The following is a 16,281-nucleotide window of genomic DNA, read 5'->3' as shown; positions in this document are numbered from 1 at the left end:
CGCGGAGGCACCCATGCTGATCTTGAATATCAACGGAGAGCGCAAGTCGGTCGATGTACCGGACGACATGCCGCTGCTTTGGGTCTTGCGCGACGTGATCGGGCTGACCGGCACCAAGTTCGGCTGCGGCATCGCGCAGTGCGGGGCCTGCACCGTGCACCTCGACGGGCTGGCCGTGCGCTCGTGCGTGCTGCCGGTGTCCGCGGTGGGCGACAAGGCGATCACCACCATCGAGGGTGTGGGCGCCAGCGAGGTCGGCAGGAAGGTACAGCAGGCGTGGCTGGCCATCGAGGTGGTGCAGTGCGGCTACTGCCAGTCGGGCCAGATCATGTCGGCCACCGCCCTGCTGGCGGGCACGCCGGCGCCAAGCGATGCCCAGATCGACGCCGCCATGTCCGGCAACATCTGCCGCTGCGGCACCTATGTGCGCATCCGCGAGGCGATCAAGCAGGCAGCGACCGGCAGGAAGCTCGTGCCCCAGACCATTCCCAACGAAGCGGCGGCGGCCTCAAGCGGCACGGACGCGCCCGGCCAGGCGTTTCTCTCGGTTCGCCAGGAGGACGCGGCATGAACACGCGACCCGATCTGCTGCCCGGCGAAGGCCCGGACAACCCCTCGCGCCGCCAGGCGCTGAAGACGGGCGGGCTGGTGGTGGCTTTCCTCTGGCTTGGCGGCGGCGCCAAGGTGCTGGGGCGCGCCGGCCAGCCGGGGCGCATCGAGGCGGGCGACCCCGCCTTTGCGCCCAATGCCTACATCCGCGTCGGCGCCGGCGGCGCGGTCCACCTGGTCATGCCGAGCATCGAGATGGGGCAGGGCGCGTACACCGGCCAGGCCACGCTGCTGGCCGAGGAGATGGACCTGGGGCTGGACCAGATCGTGGTCGAGCACGCGCCCGCCAACCGCAGGCTCTACGCCAACCCGCTGGTCGGCGAGCAGGCCACGGGCGGCTCCACCACCATCCGCTACTGCTGGACCACCCTGCGCCAGGCCGGCGCCGCGGCGCGCAGCCTGCTGGTCGCCGCGGCCGCCGCCCGCTGGAAGGTCGAGCCCGCCCAGTGCACGGTGACGCGCGGCGTCATCCGGCACGAGGCCAGCGGACGCAGCGCCGGCTACGGCGAGGTGGCCGCCGCCGCCGCGCGGCTGCCGGTGCCCGAGCGGGTGGTGGAAAAGGATCCCGGCGCCTTCGCGCTGATCGGCAAGCCGCTCCGCCGCGTGGATACGGCCGGCAAGGTGGACGGCTCCCTGCCGTTCGGCATCGACATCCGCGTGCCCGGCATGAAGGTCGCCACGGTCAGGGCCTGCCCCACGATCGGCGGCAAGCTGCTCGCGGTGGACGACGCCCGCGCGCGCCAGGTGCCCGGCTTCGTCGCCATCGTGAAGATCGACAACGCGGTGGCCGCGATCGGCGAGCATTTCTGGGCCGCGAAGCAGGCGCTGGCGGCGTTGGACATCCGCTGGGACCACGGCCCCCATGCCAGTTTCTCCACCGAGCAGCTGTTCAAGGAACTCGCCGACGCCTCCCGCAACGGCACGCCCATCCTGGCGCGCGAAGTGGGGAACGTGGACGGGGTCAAGGGCAAGGCGGTGGAGGCTACCTACGAACTGCCCCTGCTGGCGCATACGACCATGGAGCCGCTCAATACGGTCGTCCACGTGCGCCCGGACGGCTGCGAGATCTGGACCGGCACCCAGGTGCCCGCGCGCGCGGTGGACGTGGCCGCCAAGGTCACGGGCCTGAAGCCCGAGACCATCGTGGTGCACAACCAGTACATGGGCGGCGGCTTCGGCCGGCGCCTGTTCGAGGATTCGATCGAACAGGCGGTGGCCTTCGCCAGGCAGGTGGACTACCCGCTCAAGGTGGTCTGGACGCGCGAGGAAGACCTGGCGCAGGACCGCTACCGCCCGGCCTACCACGACCGCATCGCCGCCACGCTCGACGCCGAGGGCCGGCCGGTGGCGTGGCGGGACCGCATCACCAGCGCCTCCGTGCTGGCGAAGTTCGCGCCCGGCGCCATGGGCAAGAACGGCCTGGACTCCGATGCCGTCGAAGGCGCCGCCGAGCTGCCGTACGAGGTGCCCAACCTGAAGGTGGAATGGGTGCGGCACGACCTGCCCGAGGGGCTGCACCCCGGCTGGTGGCGCGGCGTGGGCCCGGCCCACAACGTGTTCGTGGTCGAGGGCTTCGTCGATGAGCTGGCGCACGCCGCCGGCAAGGACCCGGTGGCCTACCGCCGCGACCTGTTGCAGAAGAACCCGCGCGCGCTCGGCGTGCTGGACCTGGCGGCCAGCAAGGCGGGCTGGGGCGCGGGCACGCTGCCGCCGCGGGTCGGACGGGGCGTGGCCCTGGCGACGCCGTTCGGCAGCTACCTCTGCGTGATCGTCGAGGTGGAGGTCTCGCCGCAGGGCGGCATCGCGCTGCGCCGCGCCGTCGCCGCCGTCGACTGCGGCGTGGTGGTCAACCCCAATACGGTGGAGGCCCAGATCCAGGGCGGGCTGATCTTTGGCTGGACCGCGGCGCTCTACAACGGCATCACCATCAGGAACGGCGCGGTGGAGCAGAGCAATTTCAACGACTACCGCATGATGCGCATCAACGAGACGCCGCCGATCGAGGTGCATATCGTCGACAGCAAGGAAGTGCCCGGCGGCATCGGCGAAACCGGTACGGTGATGGCGTTCCCCAGCCTCATCAACGCCCTCTTCGCCGCCACCGGCGTGAGGTTGCGCAAATACCCCATCGACCGCTCCGCGCTGGTGCAGGGCGCCGATGCCTTGAAGGCCGTCGTGACCGAGGCCTTCGACGAAGCCGCCACCGCCGTGGCGAAGGGGGCCGCATGAAACCCGCACGCATCCTGCTTGCAGCGCTGGGCGTGGTGGTCGCCGGCGCCGTGGCGTTTTCCGCCTATGCCCTGCTGACCGTGGGCGACGGCAGGGAAACCGGCGCGCCGCAGCCGGCTGCCGCCGGCGCGCCGGCGAACCTCACCGACCCCGTGGCGCGCGGCGAATACCTGGCGCGCGCCGCCGACTGCATCGCCTGCCACACCGTGCCCGGTGGGCAGGCGTTCGCGGGCGGCGTGGCCTTCAAGACGCCATTCGGTACCCTCTACTCGACCAACATCACGGCGGACAAGGCAACCGGCATCGGCGACTGGAGCGACGAGGATTTCGTGCGCGCCCTGCACGCGGGCGTGCGCAAGGACGGCAAGCCGTTGTACCCGGCCTTTCCGTATACCTCGTATACCGCCCTGAGCCGCGACGACATCCTCGCCATCAAGGCCTACCTGTTCAGCCTGCCGCCGGCGCATGCGCCGGCCAGGGCGAACGCGCTCGGCTTTCCCTACAACCAGCGCTGGGCCTTGAGCTTCTGGAACGTGCTGTTCCTGAAGAAGGCGCGCTTCGAGCCGGTGGAAGGCAAGTCCGCGGCGTGGAATCGCGGTGCCTATCTCGCCACCGCGCTGGGGCACTGCGAGGAGTGCCACACGCCGCGCAACGCCCTGTTCGCGGTCAAGCGCAGCCAGGCGCTGTCCGGCGAGGTGCTGCAGGGATGGAAGGCCTACAACATCACCGCCGACAAGACCTACGGCATCGGCGGCTGGACCGACCGGCAGCTGGCCGATTACCTGTCCACGGGGCATGCCGCCGGGCGCGGTACGGCGTCGGGCCCGATGGGCGAGGTGGTGCAGAACAGCCTGCAGTACCTGACGCCCGAAGACATCGGTGCCCTCGTGGCCTATCTGCGGGCGGTGGAACCCCGGCAGGGGGCCGCGGGCAGCGAGCTGAACGAGCAGCCGCCCCTGGCCTTGGCCTCGACCGCCGATGCGCCGGGCGCGGAGGAGCTGGCGCGCGGCGGTCTCGGCCAGCACCTGTTCCAGGGCGCCTGCGCCGGCTGCCACCTGTGGAATGGCCAGGGGCGCCAGAGCGCCGAGGCGGCGCTGCTCGGCACCCAGGCCGTGAACGATCCGGCGGCCTACAACCTCACGCAGGTCATCCTGCACGGGACGACGCTGCAGACCGCCCACGGGCAAACCTCGATGCCGTCGTTCGGCCGGGCGTACACCGACACCGAGGTCGCCGCGCTCGGGAACTTCGTCCTGACGCATTTCGGCGGCAAGCAGGCCGGACTCACCGCCGAGGAGGTCGCCAAACGTCGTGCGCAGTGAGCGCAGCACAATGGGGCGGTCTCCCCGGCACGGTATCGACGTGACGCTTCGGGCGGGCCGGAGGATCCGGCCTGTCCGGGCGCGTGGGCTGCAGCCAGGCGGCACGGTCGCGTTGAAAGCGGACATGGCGGAATCTGGCATGCTCCCGTGGCAGCCGGTACCGATCCGGCATGGAGGCTTGCTTGTTCGTTCGCCAGCTGACTTACCTCGTCGCACTCGCGCAGCATCGCCACTTCGCCCAGGCGGCCGAAAGCTGCCAGGTGACGCAGCCCGCGCTTTCGGCCGGCCTGCGGCAGTTGGAGAAGGAACTCGGCATCACCATTATCCGCCGCGATCGGCGCTTCATCGGCTTTACCCCCGAGGGCGAGCGGGTCCTGTTGTGGGCTCGCCAGATGCTGGCCTCGCTCGACGGCCTTCGCCAGGAGGCGGAATTCTCGAAGACCGTGGCGGGCGGCCACCTGGAAGTGGGGGCGGTGCCGTCCTCCTTTCAGGCTTCCATGCTGCTGACGGTGGCCTACCGCCGCGTGGTGCCAGAGCTGCGCCTGGGGCTGCATTCGCTGAGCACCCGCTCGATCCTCCAGCGCGTGAAGCGGCGCGAGTTGCACCTGGGCATCACCTATCTCGACCAGATTCCGCAGCAGATCTACGAGATGCAGCCGCTCTACTCGGAGCGCTACGTGCTGGTGGCGGGGGCGCACCCCGGGCGGCGGCTGAAGGCGCGCATGAGCTGGGGCGAGGCCTCGCGGCTGCCGCTGTGCCTGTTCAGCCGCGACATGCACAACCGCGAGATCATCGACGAGGCCTTCCAGCTGGCGGGCGTCGCGCCGCGGGTCATCGTCGAGACCAACACCATCAGCGTGCTCTACGCCATGGTGCGCAGCGGGGAGATGTGCAGCGTCATGCCGGTGAGCGCGCTGCCCGACTATTTCCTGGGCCGCGGCATCACCTTGCATCCGCTGGACCCGCCCTTGAGCGCCATCGTCGGCATGCTGCGCCTGCGCCAGAAGATCGTTCCGCCCCTGCTGGAAAAAGCCTGGCAGCTGGCGTCGCGGCTCGACCTGCAAGGGCAGCTGGATGCCGTGTTGGGCGACGCCCTGCATGCCGCATCCGCGGGCGGGCCCGGGCGACGTGCTCATAAAGAAGATTTATCATGAGACAAGCCGTAACGATTTGGTGCCCCGAGCCATCGACGACCATACTCGGGTCGTACCTCGGCGCCTGGCGCCGGGCCCGCAGCCCCGAGGGAAAGAGCGTGCCGTGTCCGTGATCCGCAGTTCCCCGCCCGAACGGGAAAACGCAACCGCCTCCCGCCCGCCGGAAGCAGGGACGGAGGCCGCGACGGCGTTGACCGACCGCTACGGCCGCCGCTTTCCCTACCTGCGCCTGTCGATCGTCCCGGCATGCAACTTCCGCTGCACCTACTGCCTGCCGCACGGCTACCGCGCCGCGCCCGGGGCCGCCGCGCCCTTGAGCCTGCCCGAGGTCGCGCGGCTGCTGCGCGGCTTCGCCGCGCTCGGCATGCACAAGCTGCGCATCACCGGCGGCGAGCCTTCGGTGCGGCACGACCTCACCGAGGTGCTGCGCACCGCCGCCGCCATCCCTGGTGTGCGCAAGCTGGCGATGACCACCAACGGCACGCTGCTGTCGCGCCGCCTGGGCGAGTGGACGGAGGCCGGGCTCAACGCCATCAACGTCAGCGTGGACAGCCTCGACCGGGCCAGCTTCGCGCGCATCACCGGCCACGACCGGCTGGAGGACATCCTGGCCGGCATCGACATGGCGCTGGCCGCCGGCCTGCCCTCGGTCAAGCTCAACGCGGTGCTGCTGCGCGACGTGAACGACCGCGAGCTGCCGGCCTGGCTCGACTACCTGCGCGACCACGCGGTGGGCCTGCGCTTCATCGAGCTGATGCAGACCGGCGACAACCTGGCCTTCTTCCGCGACCACCACGTGCGCGCCGAGACGCTGGAGACGCAGTTGCTGGAGGCGGGTTGGGAGGCGCTCCCGCGCGCCGCGGACGCCGGCCCCGCGCGCGAGTACCGGCACGCCGATTACGCCGGCCGCATCGGCATCATCGCGCCGTACTCGAAGGACTTCTGCAGCGGCTGCAACCGCCTGCGCGTCACCGCGACGGGCGACCTGCGGCTGTGCCTGTTCGGCGAGTTCGGCATCCCGCTGCGCCCGTTCTTGCAGCAAGACGACCAGCTCGACGACCTGGTGCGCGCCATCGGCGGCCAGCTCGTGCACAAGGAGCGGACGCACTACCTGCACCAGGGCCGCACCGGCATCACCCCCCACCTGGCATCCACCGGAGGCTGATTCATGCCCGAGCGCGAACCACGCGCCCACTTCCACATGGCCGACGTGCGCCGCAAGCGCGCCACCGCGCGCCGCGCGGTGGCCGTGGGCGAGCTGCACGCCGGCAGCGCCTATGAAGACATCGCGGAAGGGCGCCTGCCCAAGGGCGACGCCATCGCCATGGCCGAGGTCGCCGGCCTGCAGGGCGCCAAGAACGCCCCGCAGCTGATGCCGTTGTGCCATCCGCTGCCGCTGGACTACATCGAGGTGCGCTGCGAGCGCGTACCGGAGCGCCAGGCCATCCGCGTCTATTGCGAAGTGGCTACCTTCGCCCGCACCGGGGTGGAGATGGAAGCCCTGGCCGGCGCCAGCGCCGCGCTGCTCACGCTCTACGACCTGACCAAGCCGGTGCAGCCGGCCCTGTCGATCGGCGGCATCCGGCTGCTGTTCAAGGAGGGCGGCAAGAAAGGGCTGTGGCTGCACCCGGACGGCCTCAGCGACGCCGAGCGCGCGCACTACCGCCCCCGCGCGGCGGCGCGGCTGGAGGGCGTGGCGGCGGCGGTGGTCACGCTGAGCGACCGCGCCAGCCGCGGCGACTACGAGGACGTCTCCGGTCCGCTGCTGGTCGAGCGCCTGCGCGCGCTGGGCGCCGAGGCCGGCCCCGCCGAGTTGCGCCCGGACGACGAGGCATCCCTGGCCGCGCGCCTGCGCGAACTCGCCGACGCCGGCGTCCGGCTGGTGCTGTGCACCGGCGGCACGGGCCTGGGCCCACGCGACTGCACGCCCGAAGCGCTGGCGCGGGTCGCCGACCGCCACGTGGCCGGCATCGGCGAGCTGTTCCGCAGCGAGAGCGGCCGGCACACACCGCTGGCCTGGCTGAGCCGCGCCGACGCCGTGCTGGTGCAGGGCACGCTGGTGATCGCCCTGCCTGGCAGCGCCAAGGCCGTCGCCGAGGGCATGGACATCCTCGCGCCGATCCTCGCCCATGCCCTGGACATGGCGGCAGGCGGGGGCCACGCATGAGCCATGCCCTGCTCGAACCCGCCGACGCGCAGCGGATCATCCTCGATGCCTGCACGCCGGTGCCGGCGGAGGACTGTGCCGGCGCCGCCGCCCTGGGCCGCGTGCTGGCGCGGGCGGTGGCGAGCGACGTTGCCCTGCCGCCGTTCGACAACTCGGCCATGGACGGCTACGCGCTCGGCGGCGGTGCCGAGCCGCTGCCGGCCGGCAGTGCATGGCCCATCGAAGGCGAGCAGGCCGCCGGCGATGCCGCGCGCGGCCGCGCACACGGTGCCTGGGAAATCATGACTGGCGCGCGCCTGCCCGACGGGCTGGATCGGGTCATTCCGCTGGAGCAGACCGAACGGCTGGACGCGCCCCCCCGAGTGCGCCTGCTGGCCGAGGTGGCGCCGGGGCAGAACGTGCGCCGCGCCGGTTCCGACGTGGCCGCGGGCGAGCCCGTGCTGGCTGCCGGCAGCCTGCTGGCGCCCCAGCACCTGATGCTGCTCTCGGCCCTGGGCGTGGCCCGCGTCGAGGTCGCGGTCCGGCCGCGGGTGGCGGTGCTGTGCACGGGCCGCGAGCTGGTCGACGACCCCGCCGTGCCGTTGGGGCCGGGGCAGATCCGCAATTCCAACGGCCCGTTCCTGGCCGCGCGGGTCCCGCGCGCCGGCGCCGAGCTGGTGCACGCCGAAACCGTGGGCGACGACGTGGACGCCTTCCTCGCCGCGGCCGGGCGTGCCCGCGCCGCCGGCGCGCAGATGCTGATCTCCACCGGCGCGGTCTCCATGGGCCGCTACGACTTCGTGCCCCTCGCGCTGCAGCGGCTGGGGGCCGAGGTGCTGTTCCACAAGGTGGCGATCCGCCCCGGCAAGCCCCTGCTGTTCGCGCGCCTGCCCGACGGCACGCTGTTCTTCGGCCTGCCCGGCAACCCCATGGCGGTGGCGGCGGGGCTGCGCTTCTTCGTGGAGCCGGCGCTGCGCGCCATGCTGGGCCTGCCGCGCGAGCGGCCGTGGCAGGTGCCGCTGGCCGCGGCCTACGCCAAGAAGCCGCGCCTGCACTTCTACCTGAAATCGCGCCTGGAACTGGACGCCGCGGGTCGGCTCGCCGCCGTCGTGCTGCCCGGGCAGGAGTCCTACCGCATCCGGCCGCTGGCCGAGGCCAATGCCTGGATCAGGATTCCCGGCGAAGCCATGGAACTGCCGGCCGGGACGCTGGTGGACGCCCACGGCCTGGGCCATCTGGAAAGCCCGTCATGGGGCTGGAGCGAGGCGTGAAAGCCCGGTCCGCCCGGACCTGTCCCGCCGGAACGGCCGATGCCGGATACGGTCGCTGAGCCCTTGCCGTGCATCGGCGTGGTGCTGGCCGGCGGCCTGTCCTCGCGCATGGGGCGCGACAAGGCGCTGTTGCCCTGGCAGGGGCGGCCGTTGATCGAGCACCAGCTCGCCGTGCTGCGCGAGGCCGGCGTGGCCGAGGCCCGCGTCAGCGGCGATCGCCCGGATTACGCGGGCATCGCCGACGCGCAGCCGCAGGCCGGCCCGCTGGGCGGCCTCGCCGGCGTCGCTGCGGTGCTGGCCGGCGAGGCCGAGCTGCTGGTGATCCCGGTGGACATGCCGCGGCTGCAGGCCACGCTCCTGCAACGGCTGCGCCGCGAACGGCCGGATGCGCGCTGCCTCGCCTTCGCCGGCCACGTGCTGCCGCTGCGCCTGCGCCTGGACGGACGCAGCCGCGCGCTGCTGCGCGAACTGCTGCAACAGGAACCGCGCCGGCGCTCGCTGCGCGCCCTGCAGGCCGCCCTGGGCGGCGAAGACATCCCGCTGGATGCCGCCGAGGCGCGGCAGCTGGCGGACTGCAATACCGAAGCCGGGTGGAACGAGGTGACCGGATGAAAGTGCAATTGCAAGGCCAGGCGCTGCGCCTGCGCATCGACGAGGCGGAGCTGGCGCAACTGCTCGACGGCGCCGCGGTGGGCAACCGCACGCACTGGCCCGACGGGCGGGTGGAGCGCCAGCAGCTGGCCCTGGGCGAGGCGCCCGGCTGGCAGCGCGACGGCGAGGGCTGGCGCGTGGTGCTGAACGACGGCGAGGTGCGCGCGTTCGCCGCGCGCCTGCCCAGCCGCGAGGGCTTGCCGATGACGCTGCCGGTGCCCGATGGGGAGGCGCTGGAACTGCTGTTCGACGTGGACGTGCGCGACAGCGTGCGCCATCGCCGCGGCGGCCGGGAGGGCAGGGCATGAAGCGCGGTTGTGCCTTCCTGGCGCGCTGGCTGGCGCCGCTGCTGATGCTCTGCGGCGCGGCCGCCTCGGCCGGCGATGCGCCGGTGCTGCGCGTGGCCTACGCCGGCTCGATGGGCGTGGTGATGGACCAGTCGCTCGGCCCGGCCTTCGCCAAGGCGCACCAGGCCGGCTACCAGGGCATCGGCCAGGGCTCCTTCGCGCTCGCGCGGCTGCTGGCGGCGAAACAGATGCAGGCGGATGTGTTCGTGGCCATCACGCCGGGGCCGATGAAGGTGTTGCAGCAGGCGGGCCTGGTGGAACATGTCGTGCCGGTGGCCAGCACGCGGATGGTGGTGATCTACAGCCCCGGCAGCCGCTTCGCCGCGGATTTCGCCGCCGCGAAGCGCGGCGAGAAAACCTGGTACGAGGTGCTGCGCCAACCCGGCCTGCGCTTCGGCCGCACCGACCCCGCGGTGGATCCGCAAGGCGCCAATGCCCTGCTCGCGTTGCAGCTGGCCGAGCGTTACTACCGCCAGCCGCACCTGCTGGAGCAGGTGGCCGGCGCGTTGCAGAACCCGGGCCAGATCTTCGCCGAGCCCTCGCTGATGTCGCGGCTCCAGGCCGGCCAGATCGACGCGGCCATCGGCTATGCCAGCGCGGCCTATTCGCATCATCTGCCCACCGTCGATCTCCCCGACGAGATCGACCTGGCGCAGCCGGCCATGCAGGCGTCCTGGTACGCGCAGGCCAGCCTCAGCCTGGCCGACGGCAAGGTGCTGAAGGCGCAGCCGCTGGTGTTCTACGCCGCCGTGCTGGGCAATGCCGGGCAGCCCGCGCTCGGCGCCGATTTTGTGCGCCTGCTGCAGGCGGCCGCAGGGCAGGCGATGTTCCGCGAGCGCGGCTACGACCCGCCGCACGGCGACGCCCTGTGACGTCATCGCCCGGGCCGGCGCCTTTCCGCCCGCGGCTGTCCGCGCTGCCGGCGGCGCTGGCCCTGCTGCTGCTCGCCGTCCCCTTCGCCGGCCTGCTGCTGGCCACCGATTGGCGGCACTTCGGCTTCGCCCATGGCGACGGCGGCGCCGTACGGGTGTCGCTGGGCTACAGCCTGCTGGCGCTGGTGCCGATCGTGGCGCTGGGCACGCCGCTCGCCTGGTGGCTGGCGCGGTATCGCGTGCGCGGCCAATGGCTGGTCGATGCCCTGCTGCTCGCGGCCCTGCTCACGCCGCCGCTGGCGATGGGCCTGCTGCTGGCCGCCGTGTATGGCCCCTATGGGCCGGCCGGCCGCCTGCTGGAGCGGGCTGGGCTGCTGCTCACCAACTCGGCGCCGGCCTTCGTGCTGGCGCAGTGCTATGCCGCGCTGCCTTATTACGTGATGGCGGCGCGCACGGCGTTCGAGGGCGTACCGCGCGAACTGGAGCAGATCGCGCTGACACTTGGGCTTTCGCCGTGGCGCAGCTTCGTCCAGGTGAGCCTTCCGCTGGCGCGGCTGGGCCTGGCGGCCGCCGTGGCGCTGGCCTGGGTGCGCGCGCTGGGCGAGTTCGGCGCCGTGCTGATCGTCGCCTACTACCCGCAGGGCATCCCGGTGAAGCTGTGGGTGAACCTGCAGGATTTCGGGCTGGACGCCGTGTACCCGCTGCTGTGGGTGTTCTTCCTGGTGGCGCTGCCGTTGCCGCTGACCCTCGGCATGGCGGTGCGCAGGCGGCTGTCGTGATGCTCGTCGACTACCGCATCGAGCATCCGGTGGCGCTGCATGCTCGCTTCGAGGTGGCAGGGGTCACCGTCCTGCTGGGCGCCAGTGGCGAGGGCAAGTCGCTGCTGCTGCGCGCCATCGCCGGCCTGCTGCCGGCGCGCGGCGAACCGTTCGACGGCCTGCCGCCGCAGCGGCGCGCCGTGGGCTACCTGCCGCAGGGGCATGCCTTGTTCCCGCACCTGCGCGCCTGGGAGAACGTCGCCTTCGCCCTGCGCGGCCCGCGCCGCCGCGAAGCGGCGATGGCGTGGCTGGAGCGCGTGGGCATGGCGGCGCTGGCCGAGCGCTGGCCCGCCTCGCTGTCTGGCGGCCAGCAGCAGCGCGTGGCGCTGGCCCGCGCGCTGGCCCGGCGCCCACGCCTGCTGCTGCTGGACGAGCCCACCTCGGCCCTGGACCCGGCCACCCGCGACGAGGTGCTGGCCGAGCTGATCGCGGAAGTGCACGAGGCCGCCATCCCCACGCTGGCCGTCAGCCACGACCCCGCGCTGGCCGCGGTCGCCGACCGCCTGGTGCTGATGCACCGCCGGCGCATCGTGCAGTTGGGCACGCCGGAAGAAGTCCACGCGCGGCCGGCCAGCGGCGCGGTGGCGCGGCTGCTTGGGCTGCGCAACGTGCAGCGCGGGCGCATCGTCGGCGCGCCCGGGGCCCAGCGTCTGGCCTGGCTGCAGGCGGAAACGGCCGTGCCGGTGCACACGGATCTGCCCGACGGCACGCCGGTGGACTGGCACATCGCGCCCGCGGCGGTGCGGGTGCACGAGCCGGCGTCGGCGCCGGAGGGCGCCATCGCCGCGTCGTTCGAGCTGCGCCAGACCGGCGCGCACGGCAGCTACCTCGGCCTGCGCTGCGGGCAGGCGCGGCTGTGGGTGGAACCGCCGCCGGGCTTCGAACTGCCGGCGGCGCCCAGGCTGTCGCTGCCGCCGGACGCGATCCGCTGCTGGCCCATCGCATGAAGACGAGCCTATGATCGCCGGCATGCTCGATCACGTACGCATCGCGGTGGCCTCATGAGCGCAGCGCCTCTCGGCCTGGCGCGTCGCGGCGTCATCGTTCACCAGGGCGCAGGCCAGCAGCAGGGCGAGGACTGGCTGGCCGAGGAGGCGCCGGTCGAGCTGCGCTACAACGGCGAGGCCTTCGCGGTGATGATGGCCACGCCCGCCGACCTGGAGGATTTCGCCCACGGCTTCTCGCTGAGCGAGGGGCGCGTGGCGCAGGCGAGCGACATCCGCGGCGTGACCGTGCACGAGCAGCTGGAAGGCTACGTGGTGGACATCGACGCCGGCGGCGTAGAGGCCGTGGACGCCGGATCGGCCCGCCTGCTGCCGGGGCGCAGCGGCTGCGGACTCTGCGGCAGCCGTCACCTGGAAGACGTGCTGCGGCCCCTGCCGAAGGTGCCGGACGGGCCGGTGCTCGCCGCCGATGCGCTGGAGCGGGCCCTGGACGCGCTGGCGCAGCACCAGCCCCTCAACCGCCGCACGGGTGCCGTGCACGCGGCGGCGTGGGCGTCGCCCGAAGGCGGGATCCTCCACGTGCGCGAGGACGTGGGACGCCACAACGCCCTCGACAAGCTGCTGGGCGCGTTGAGCCGCGAAGGCGTGGACATGCGCGGCGGCTTCGTGCTGGTGACCAGCCGCGCCAGCTACGAGATGGTCACCAAGGCGGCCAGCCTGGGCGTCGGCCTGCTGGCCGCGATCTCCGCGCCCACGGCGCTGGCGGTGGGGCTGGCCCAGGCCAGCAACTTGACCCTGACCGGCTTCGTGCGCCCTGGCCGGCATGTGGTGTACAGCCATCCGCAGCGGCTGCGCGACGCGATTCCCTGAGCCTTCTCGGAGCCTGTTCACGATCCTGCCGGATGCGCTGGGGCCAATGGAGTGCGTTTTTTTGCGGTAGCCATGTGTGCGGACGCAGTGACTCCGCTCTTGCTCGTCGTTCCGGCGCAGGCCGGAGGCGCTTCACCACAGCGAAGCTGGTCACCCAGGGCCGCACATCTGGATTGAACTGAAGCGCTTGTCGCAATCGGGCCGGCCGAAAGCCGGCCAGCTTGCGACAGGGCTTCAACAGCACAGCAAGCCCTCCCTCGCGGACACCAGCAGGGAGATCGCGAACAGGCGCTTACCCCAGCCGGAACCGCGCCAGTTCCTCGCCGCTCAAGGCGTCGTGCGCGTGCACGGTGCAGACCAGGCAGGAGTCGAACGAGCGTGCCACGTGGCCCACTTCCACCGGGTCGGTGGGGTCGCGTACCGGGGTGCCGATCAGCGCCTCCTCGATCGGGCCGCGCACGCCCTCGGCGTCGCGCGGGCCCACGTTCCAGGTGGTGGGCGCCACGATCTGGTAGTTCTTGATCTTGCCGCCCTCGACCTCGATCCAGTGGCTGAGCGCGCCGCGTGCCGCCTCGGTGGCGCCCCAGCCGCGGCCGTCGCGATCGCGCGGCTTGATGTACCACGGGTCGTTGAGGCGGAACTCGCGCAGGATGCGTTCGGCCTGGCGGTAGAGCATCACCGTTTCGTGCAGGCGCGCCAGCACGCGCAGGTGGGCGCTGGCGCCGCCGAGCCGGCGCAGGCAGTCGCGGAGGAAGCCGTTGCGGTATTGCCAGGGTTCCGCGCCCGGCTGGGCCGCCATCAGCTGGCGCGCCAGCGGGCCCGCTTCCAGGCGGCCGAACTCGGCGTGGCGCACGGCGCTGGACCAGGTGTACTTGCCGGCGTAGTCGTGGGCGTTGTCCTGGGTGGGCCGCGTTTCGCGCTCGAACGGATGCACGTCTTCGCCGCCCTCGTCGTACCAGGCGTGCAGCAGGTTCTCGCGGGTGGCGTCCTGCTCCATCGGCAGGTAGCGGTCGAGCGCGGCGTCGTACACGCCGCCGCGGGCCACCAGCGTGGCGGCGCGGCCGGCGATGGTCGGGTGCTGGTAGCGGTCCTCGTGGGGCAGGTAGCCCCAGCTCACGTAGCGCTGGTGGCCGCGGCCGTAGCGGTGCAGGCCGATGTCCAGGCCCATGCGCCAGTAGAGGCCGAGGTCGGAGCCGGCGTGCGCCGGGTTTTCGTCCAGCCAGGCCTGGAAGTCGTCGTAGCTCTGGATTTCCTCGTAGCGTTCCAGCGAGCAGCCGAGCAGCGCCGGCTCCAGCCAGTTGCGGCGGAAGTATTCGAGGATCGACCAGGCGCGGGTGACGTCGGTCAGCGTCGGCGCGCTCATCACGCCGCCGGGCACCATGTAGCTCGAATGCGGCCACTGCCCGCCGAGCAGGGCGTAGATCTCCACCGGCTTGCCGGACACGCCGATGCCGCGCTCGTAGGCGCTGCCGGTGAACGGCGCGAAGCGCCGCAGTGCTTCCTCGTAATAGGCGCTGTGGCGGTAGTTCTTGTTGACGAGGTCCACGCCGTAGAAGCCGTAGAACGAGCGCGGGATGGATTGCAGCGTCTCCACGATCTGCCCCAGGTTGCGGGCCAGGATCGCGTTGCGCGGCACCTCCGTGCTCCAGGCGGTGTCCAGGGCCCAGGCCGCGCAGGTCAGGTGCGAGGCGCCGCAGATGCCGCAGGCGCGCGGGGTGACGATCAGGCCGGCCTGCGGGTCCTTGTCGCGCAGGATGATCTCGAAGCCGCGGAACAGCTCGGCCTGGGTCCAGGCGCTGGTGACGACGCCGTCCTCGATTTCCACGCGCACGTCGAGGTCGCCCTCGACCCGGCCCACCGGGGAGATGTCGAGTGTCTGGATGCGGGAACTCATGCGTAGGGAGGCACCGGTCGGTCAGATCACGAACAGGTCTTCTTCGGCCCACTGCGGCGCGGCGTGCTTGCCGGCGATGCTGAGCGCCCGGTAGCTCTGCGCGTCCACGCCCTGCGGCATGTCGCGCGGCACGCCCATCAGCGTCTGGGTGCGGAACACGGTGCCGGGCCGCAGCTCGAAGAAGGGGAACTCCGGCTCGGTGCAGCCGATGCACGGCATGCCGGCGCGGGTCTTGGAGGATTGCCGGTTCCACAGGATGCGGTTGCACGGCGAGTGGGTCATCGGCCCGCGGCAGCCCAGGTCGTAGAACAGGCAGCCCTTGCGCTGGCCGAACTCGGTGGCCGAGACCTTGTAGGAGAAGTGCATGTTGCGGGTGCAGCCGGTCTGGGTGAACGACTGGAAGAAGGTCTTGGGCCGTTGCAGCTCATCCAGCTGCAGGTCGTCGGCGCGGCCGGTGGCCAACGCCACCAGCACCTGGCTGATCCAGTCCGGGTGGGCCGGGCAGCCGGGAATGTTGATCACCGGCAGGCCGGCCTGCGAGCGGAAATCCGCGCCGAGGAAGCCGCCGTGCTCGCGCTTGAGGAATTGCAGCCCTTGCGACTCGGACGGGTTCGGGCTCATCGCCGGGATGCCGCCCCAGCTCGCGCAGTCGCCCACCGCCAGGACGTAGCGGGCGCGGGCGGCCAGCGCCTGCACCCACTCTTTCATCGGCCGGCCGGCGAAGCGGTTCCAGGTGCCGGTGCCGCCGGGCGCGTTGATCACCGAGCCCTCGAACACCAGGATGTCGACCGGCGTGCGCCCGTCGATGACCGCGTGCAGCAGCGCCTTCAGCGCATCGCCCAGCTCCACGCCCAGCGAGGGCTGCCACAGCACGCGGATGCCGAAGTCGGTGACCAGGTCGCACACGCTCGGCTCCTCGGCGTTGAGGAACGACATGGTGTTGCCGGAGCAGGCGCCGCCCTGGAGCCACAAGAGATTGGCCATCGTCCTTCATTCGTCCTGCTGCTTAGCCAAAGTCGCCGCGGCGCGCGGGCGGCCTGCGCCGCGCGTCGCGTACCGCGCGATTGTGCCCGCGATCGCGGGCCGGCACCAAACGATCCGGGGGCTTTGCGCGCAGATTGCAAACCTTGTTTGCACCCCCGGCCTTTCGGGCC

The 16,281-nt window shown here is 72.1% G+C and carries 15 protein-coding genes; 13 read left to right on the top strand and 2 right to left on the bottom strand.

Annotated features, from left to right (window positions below; translation table 11 throughout):
• The first annotated feature begins 13 nt into the window (after positions 1 to 13).
• From ACH65_RS03610 to fdhD, 13 genes are all read left to right on the top strand, one after another.
• Entirely contained in the window at positions 14 to 571 is a 558-nt protein-coding gene (locus ACH65_RS03610; protein WP_082190131.1) for a (2Fe-2S)-binding protein, read from the top strand.
• Positions 568 to 2,838 (top strand): xanthine dehydrogenase family protein molybdopterin-binding subunit, encoded by a 2,271-nt coding sequence (locus ACH65_RS03605; RefSeq protein ID WP_049621211.1) that lies wholly within the window; start codon positions 568 to 570, stop codon positions 2,836 to 2,838. Before ACH65_RS03610 ends, ACH65_RS03605 begins: the two co-directional genes overlap by 4 nt.
• Positions 2,835 to 4,160, top strand: a complete 1,326-nt coding sequence (locus ACH65_RS03600; RefSeq protein ID WP_049621210.1) for a cytochrome c — start codon at positions 2,835 to 2,837, stop codon at positions 4,158 to 4,160. Before ACH65_RS03605 ends, ACH65_RS03600 begins: the two co-directional genes overlap by 4 nt.
• A 182-nt stretch (positions 4,161 to 4,342) precedes the next feature.
• Positions 4,343 to 5,314, top strand: a complete 972-nt coding sequence (locus ACH65_RS03595) for a LysR family transcriptional regulator (RefSeq protein ID WP_049621209.1) — start codon at positions 4,343 to 4,345, stop codon at positions 5,312 to 5,314.
• Positions 5,315 to 5,504: 190 nt separating this feature from the next.
• The gene (gene moaA / locus ACH65_RS03590) at positions 5,505 to 6,479 is read left to right on the top strand and encodes a GTP 3',8-cyclase MoaA (RefSeq protein WP_049621208.1); all 975 of its coding nucleotides are present in this window, start codon (positions 5,505 to 5,507) and stop codon (positions 6,477 to 6,479) included.
• A gap of 3 nt (positions 6,480 to 6,482) precedes the next feature.
• Positions 6,483 to 7,481, top strand: a complete 999-nt coding sequence (gene moaCB / locus ACH65_RS03585; protein WP_049621207.1) for a bifunctional molybdenum cofactor biosynthesis protein MoaC/MoaB — start codon at positions 6,483 to 6,485, stop codon at positions 7,479 to 7,481.
• Between the two features lie 8 nt (positions 7,482 to 7,489).
• Complete coding sequence (locus tag ACH65_RS03580; RefSeq protein WP_049621223.1) at positions 7,490 to 8,731, top strand: molybdopterin molybdotransferase MoeA; 1,242 nt, start codon at positions 7,490 to 7,492, stop codon at positions 8,729 to 8,731.
• Positions 8,732 to 8,770: 39 nt separating this feature from the next.
• The gene (mobA, locus tag ACH65_RS03575) at positions 8,771 to 9,343 is read left to right on the top strand and encodes a molybdenum cofactor guanylyltransferase (protein ID WP_049621206.1); all 573 of its coding nucleotides are present in this window, start codon (positions 8,771 to 8,773) and stop codon (positions 9,341 to 9,343) included.
• Positions 9,340 to 9,690 (top strand): hypothetical protein, encoded by a 351-nt coding sequence (locus ACH65_RS03570; RefSeq protein WP_049621205.1) that lies wholly within the window; start codon positions 9,340 to 9,342, stop codon positions 9,688 to 9,690. Before mobA ends, ACH65_RS03570 begins: the two co-directional genes overlap by 4 nt.
• Positions 9,687 to 10,601 (top strand): extracellular solute-binding protein, encoded by a 915-nt coding sequence (locus ACH65_RS19635; RefSeq protein WP_049621204.1) that lies wholly within the window; start codon positions 9,687 to 9,689, stop codon positions 10,599 to 10,601. The genes ACH65_RS03570 and ACH65_RS19635 overlap by 4 nt, the downstream gene beginning before the upstream one ends.
• Positions 10,598 to 11,380 (top strand): ABC transporter permease subunit, encoded by a 783-nt coding sequence (locus ACH65_RS19630; protein ID WP_049621203.1) that lies wholly within the window; start codon positions 10,598 to 10,600, stop codon positions 11,378 to 11,380. The genes ACH65_RS19635 and ACH65_RS19630 overlap by 4 nt, the downstream gene beginning before the upstream one ends.
• Complete coding sequence (locus tag ACH65_RS20970) at positions 11,380 to 12,366, top strand: ABC transporter ATP-binding protein (RefSeq protein ID WP_053096140.1); 987 nt, start codon at positions 11,380 to 11,382, stop codon at positions 12,364 to 12,366. The genes ACH65_RS19630 and ACH65_RS20970 overlap by 1 nt, the downstream gene beginning before the upstream one ends.
• 54 nt (positions 12,367 to 12,420) lie before the next feature.
• The gene (fdhD, locus tag ACH65_RS03550; protein WP_049621202.1) at positions 12,421 to 13,233 is read left to right on the top strand and encodes a formate dehydrogenase accessory sulfurtransferase FdhD; all 813 of its coding nucleotides are present in this window, start codon (positions 12,421 to 12,423) and stop codon (positions 13,231 to 13,233) included.
• Between the two features lie 292 nt (positions 13,234 to 13,525).
• Here fdhD and ACH65_RS03545 read toward each other — a convergent pair whose 3' ends face one another.
• On the bottom strand, positions 13,526 to 15,127 hold the full coding sequence (locus tag ACH65_RS03545) for a nickel-dependent hydrogenase large subunit (protein WP_049621201.1): 1,602 nt from the start codon (positions 15,125 to 15,127) through the stop codon (positions 13,526 to 13,528).
• Positions 15,128 to 15,148: 21 nt separating this feature from the next.
• A complete protein-coding gene (locus tag ACH65_RS03540) occupies positions 15,149 to 16,111 on the bottom strand; it encodes an NADH-quinone oxidoreductase subunit B family protein (RefSeq protein WP_049621200.1) in 963 nt (320 codons plus the stop codon).
• Positions 16,112 to 16,281 lie beyond the last annotated feature (170 nt).

Source organism: Frateuria defendens (assembly GCF_001182895.1).
Taxonomy (GTDB): domain Bacteria; phylum Pseudomonadota; class Gammaproteobacteria; order Xanthomonadales; family Rhodanobacteraceae; genus Frateuria_B; species Frateuria_B defendens.
This window is presented reverse-complemented; position numbering and strand designations above follow the sequence as displayed.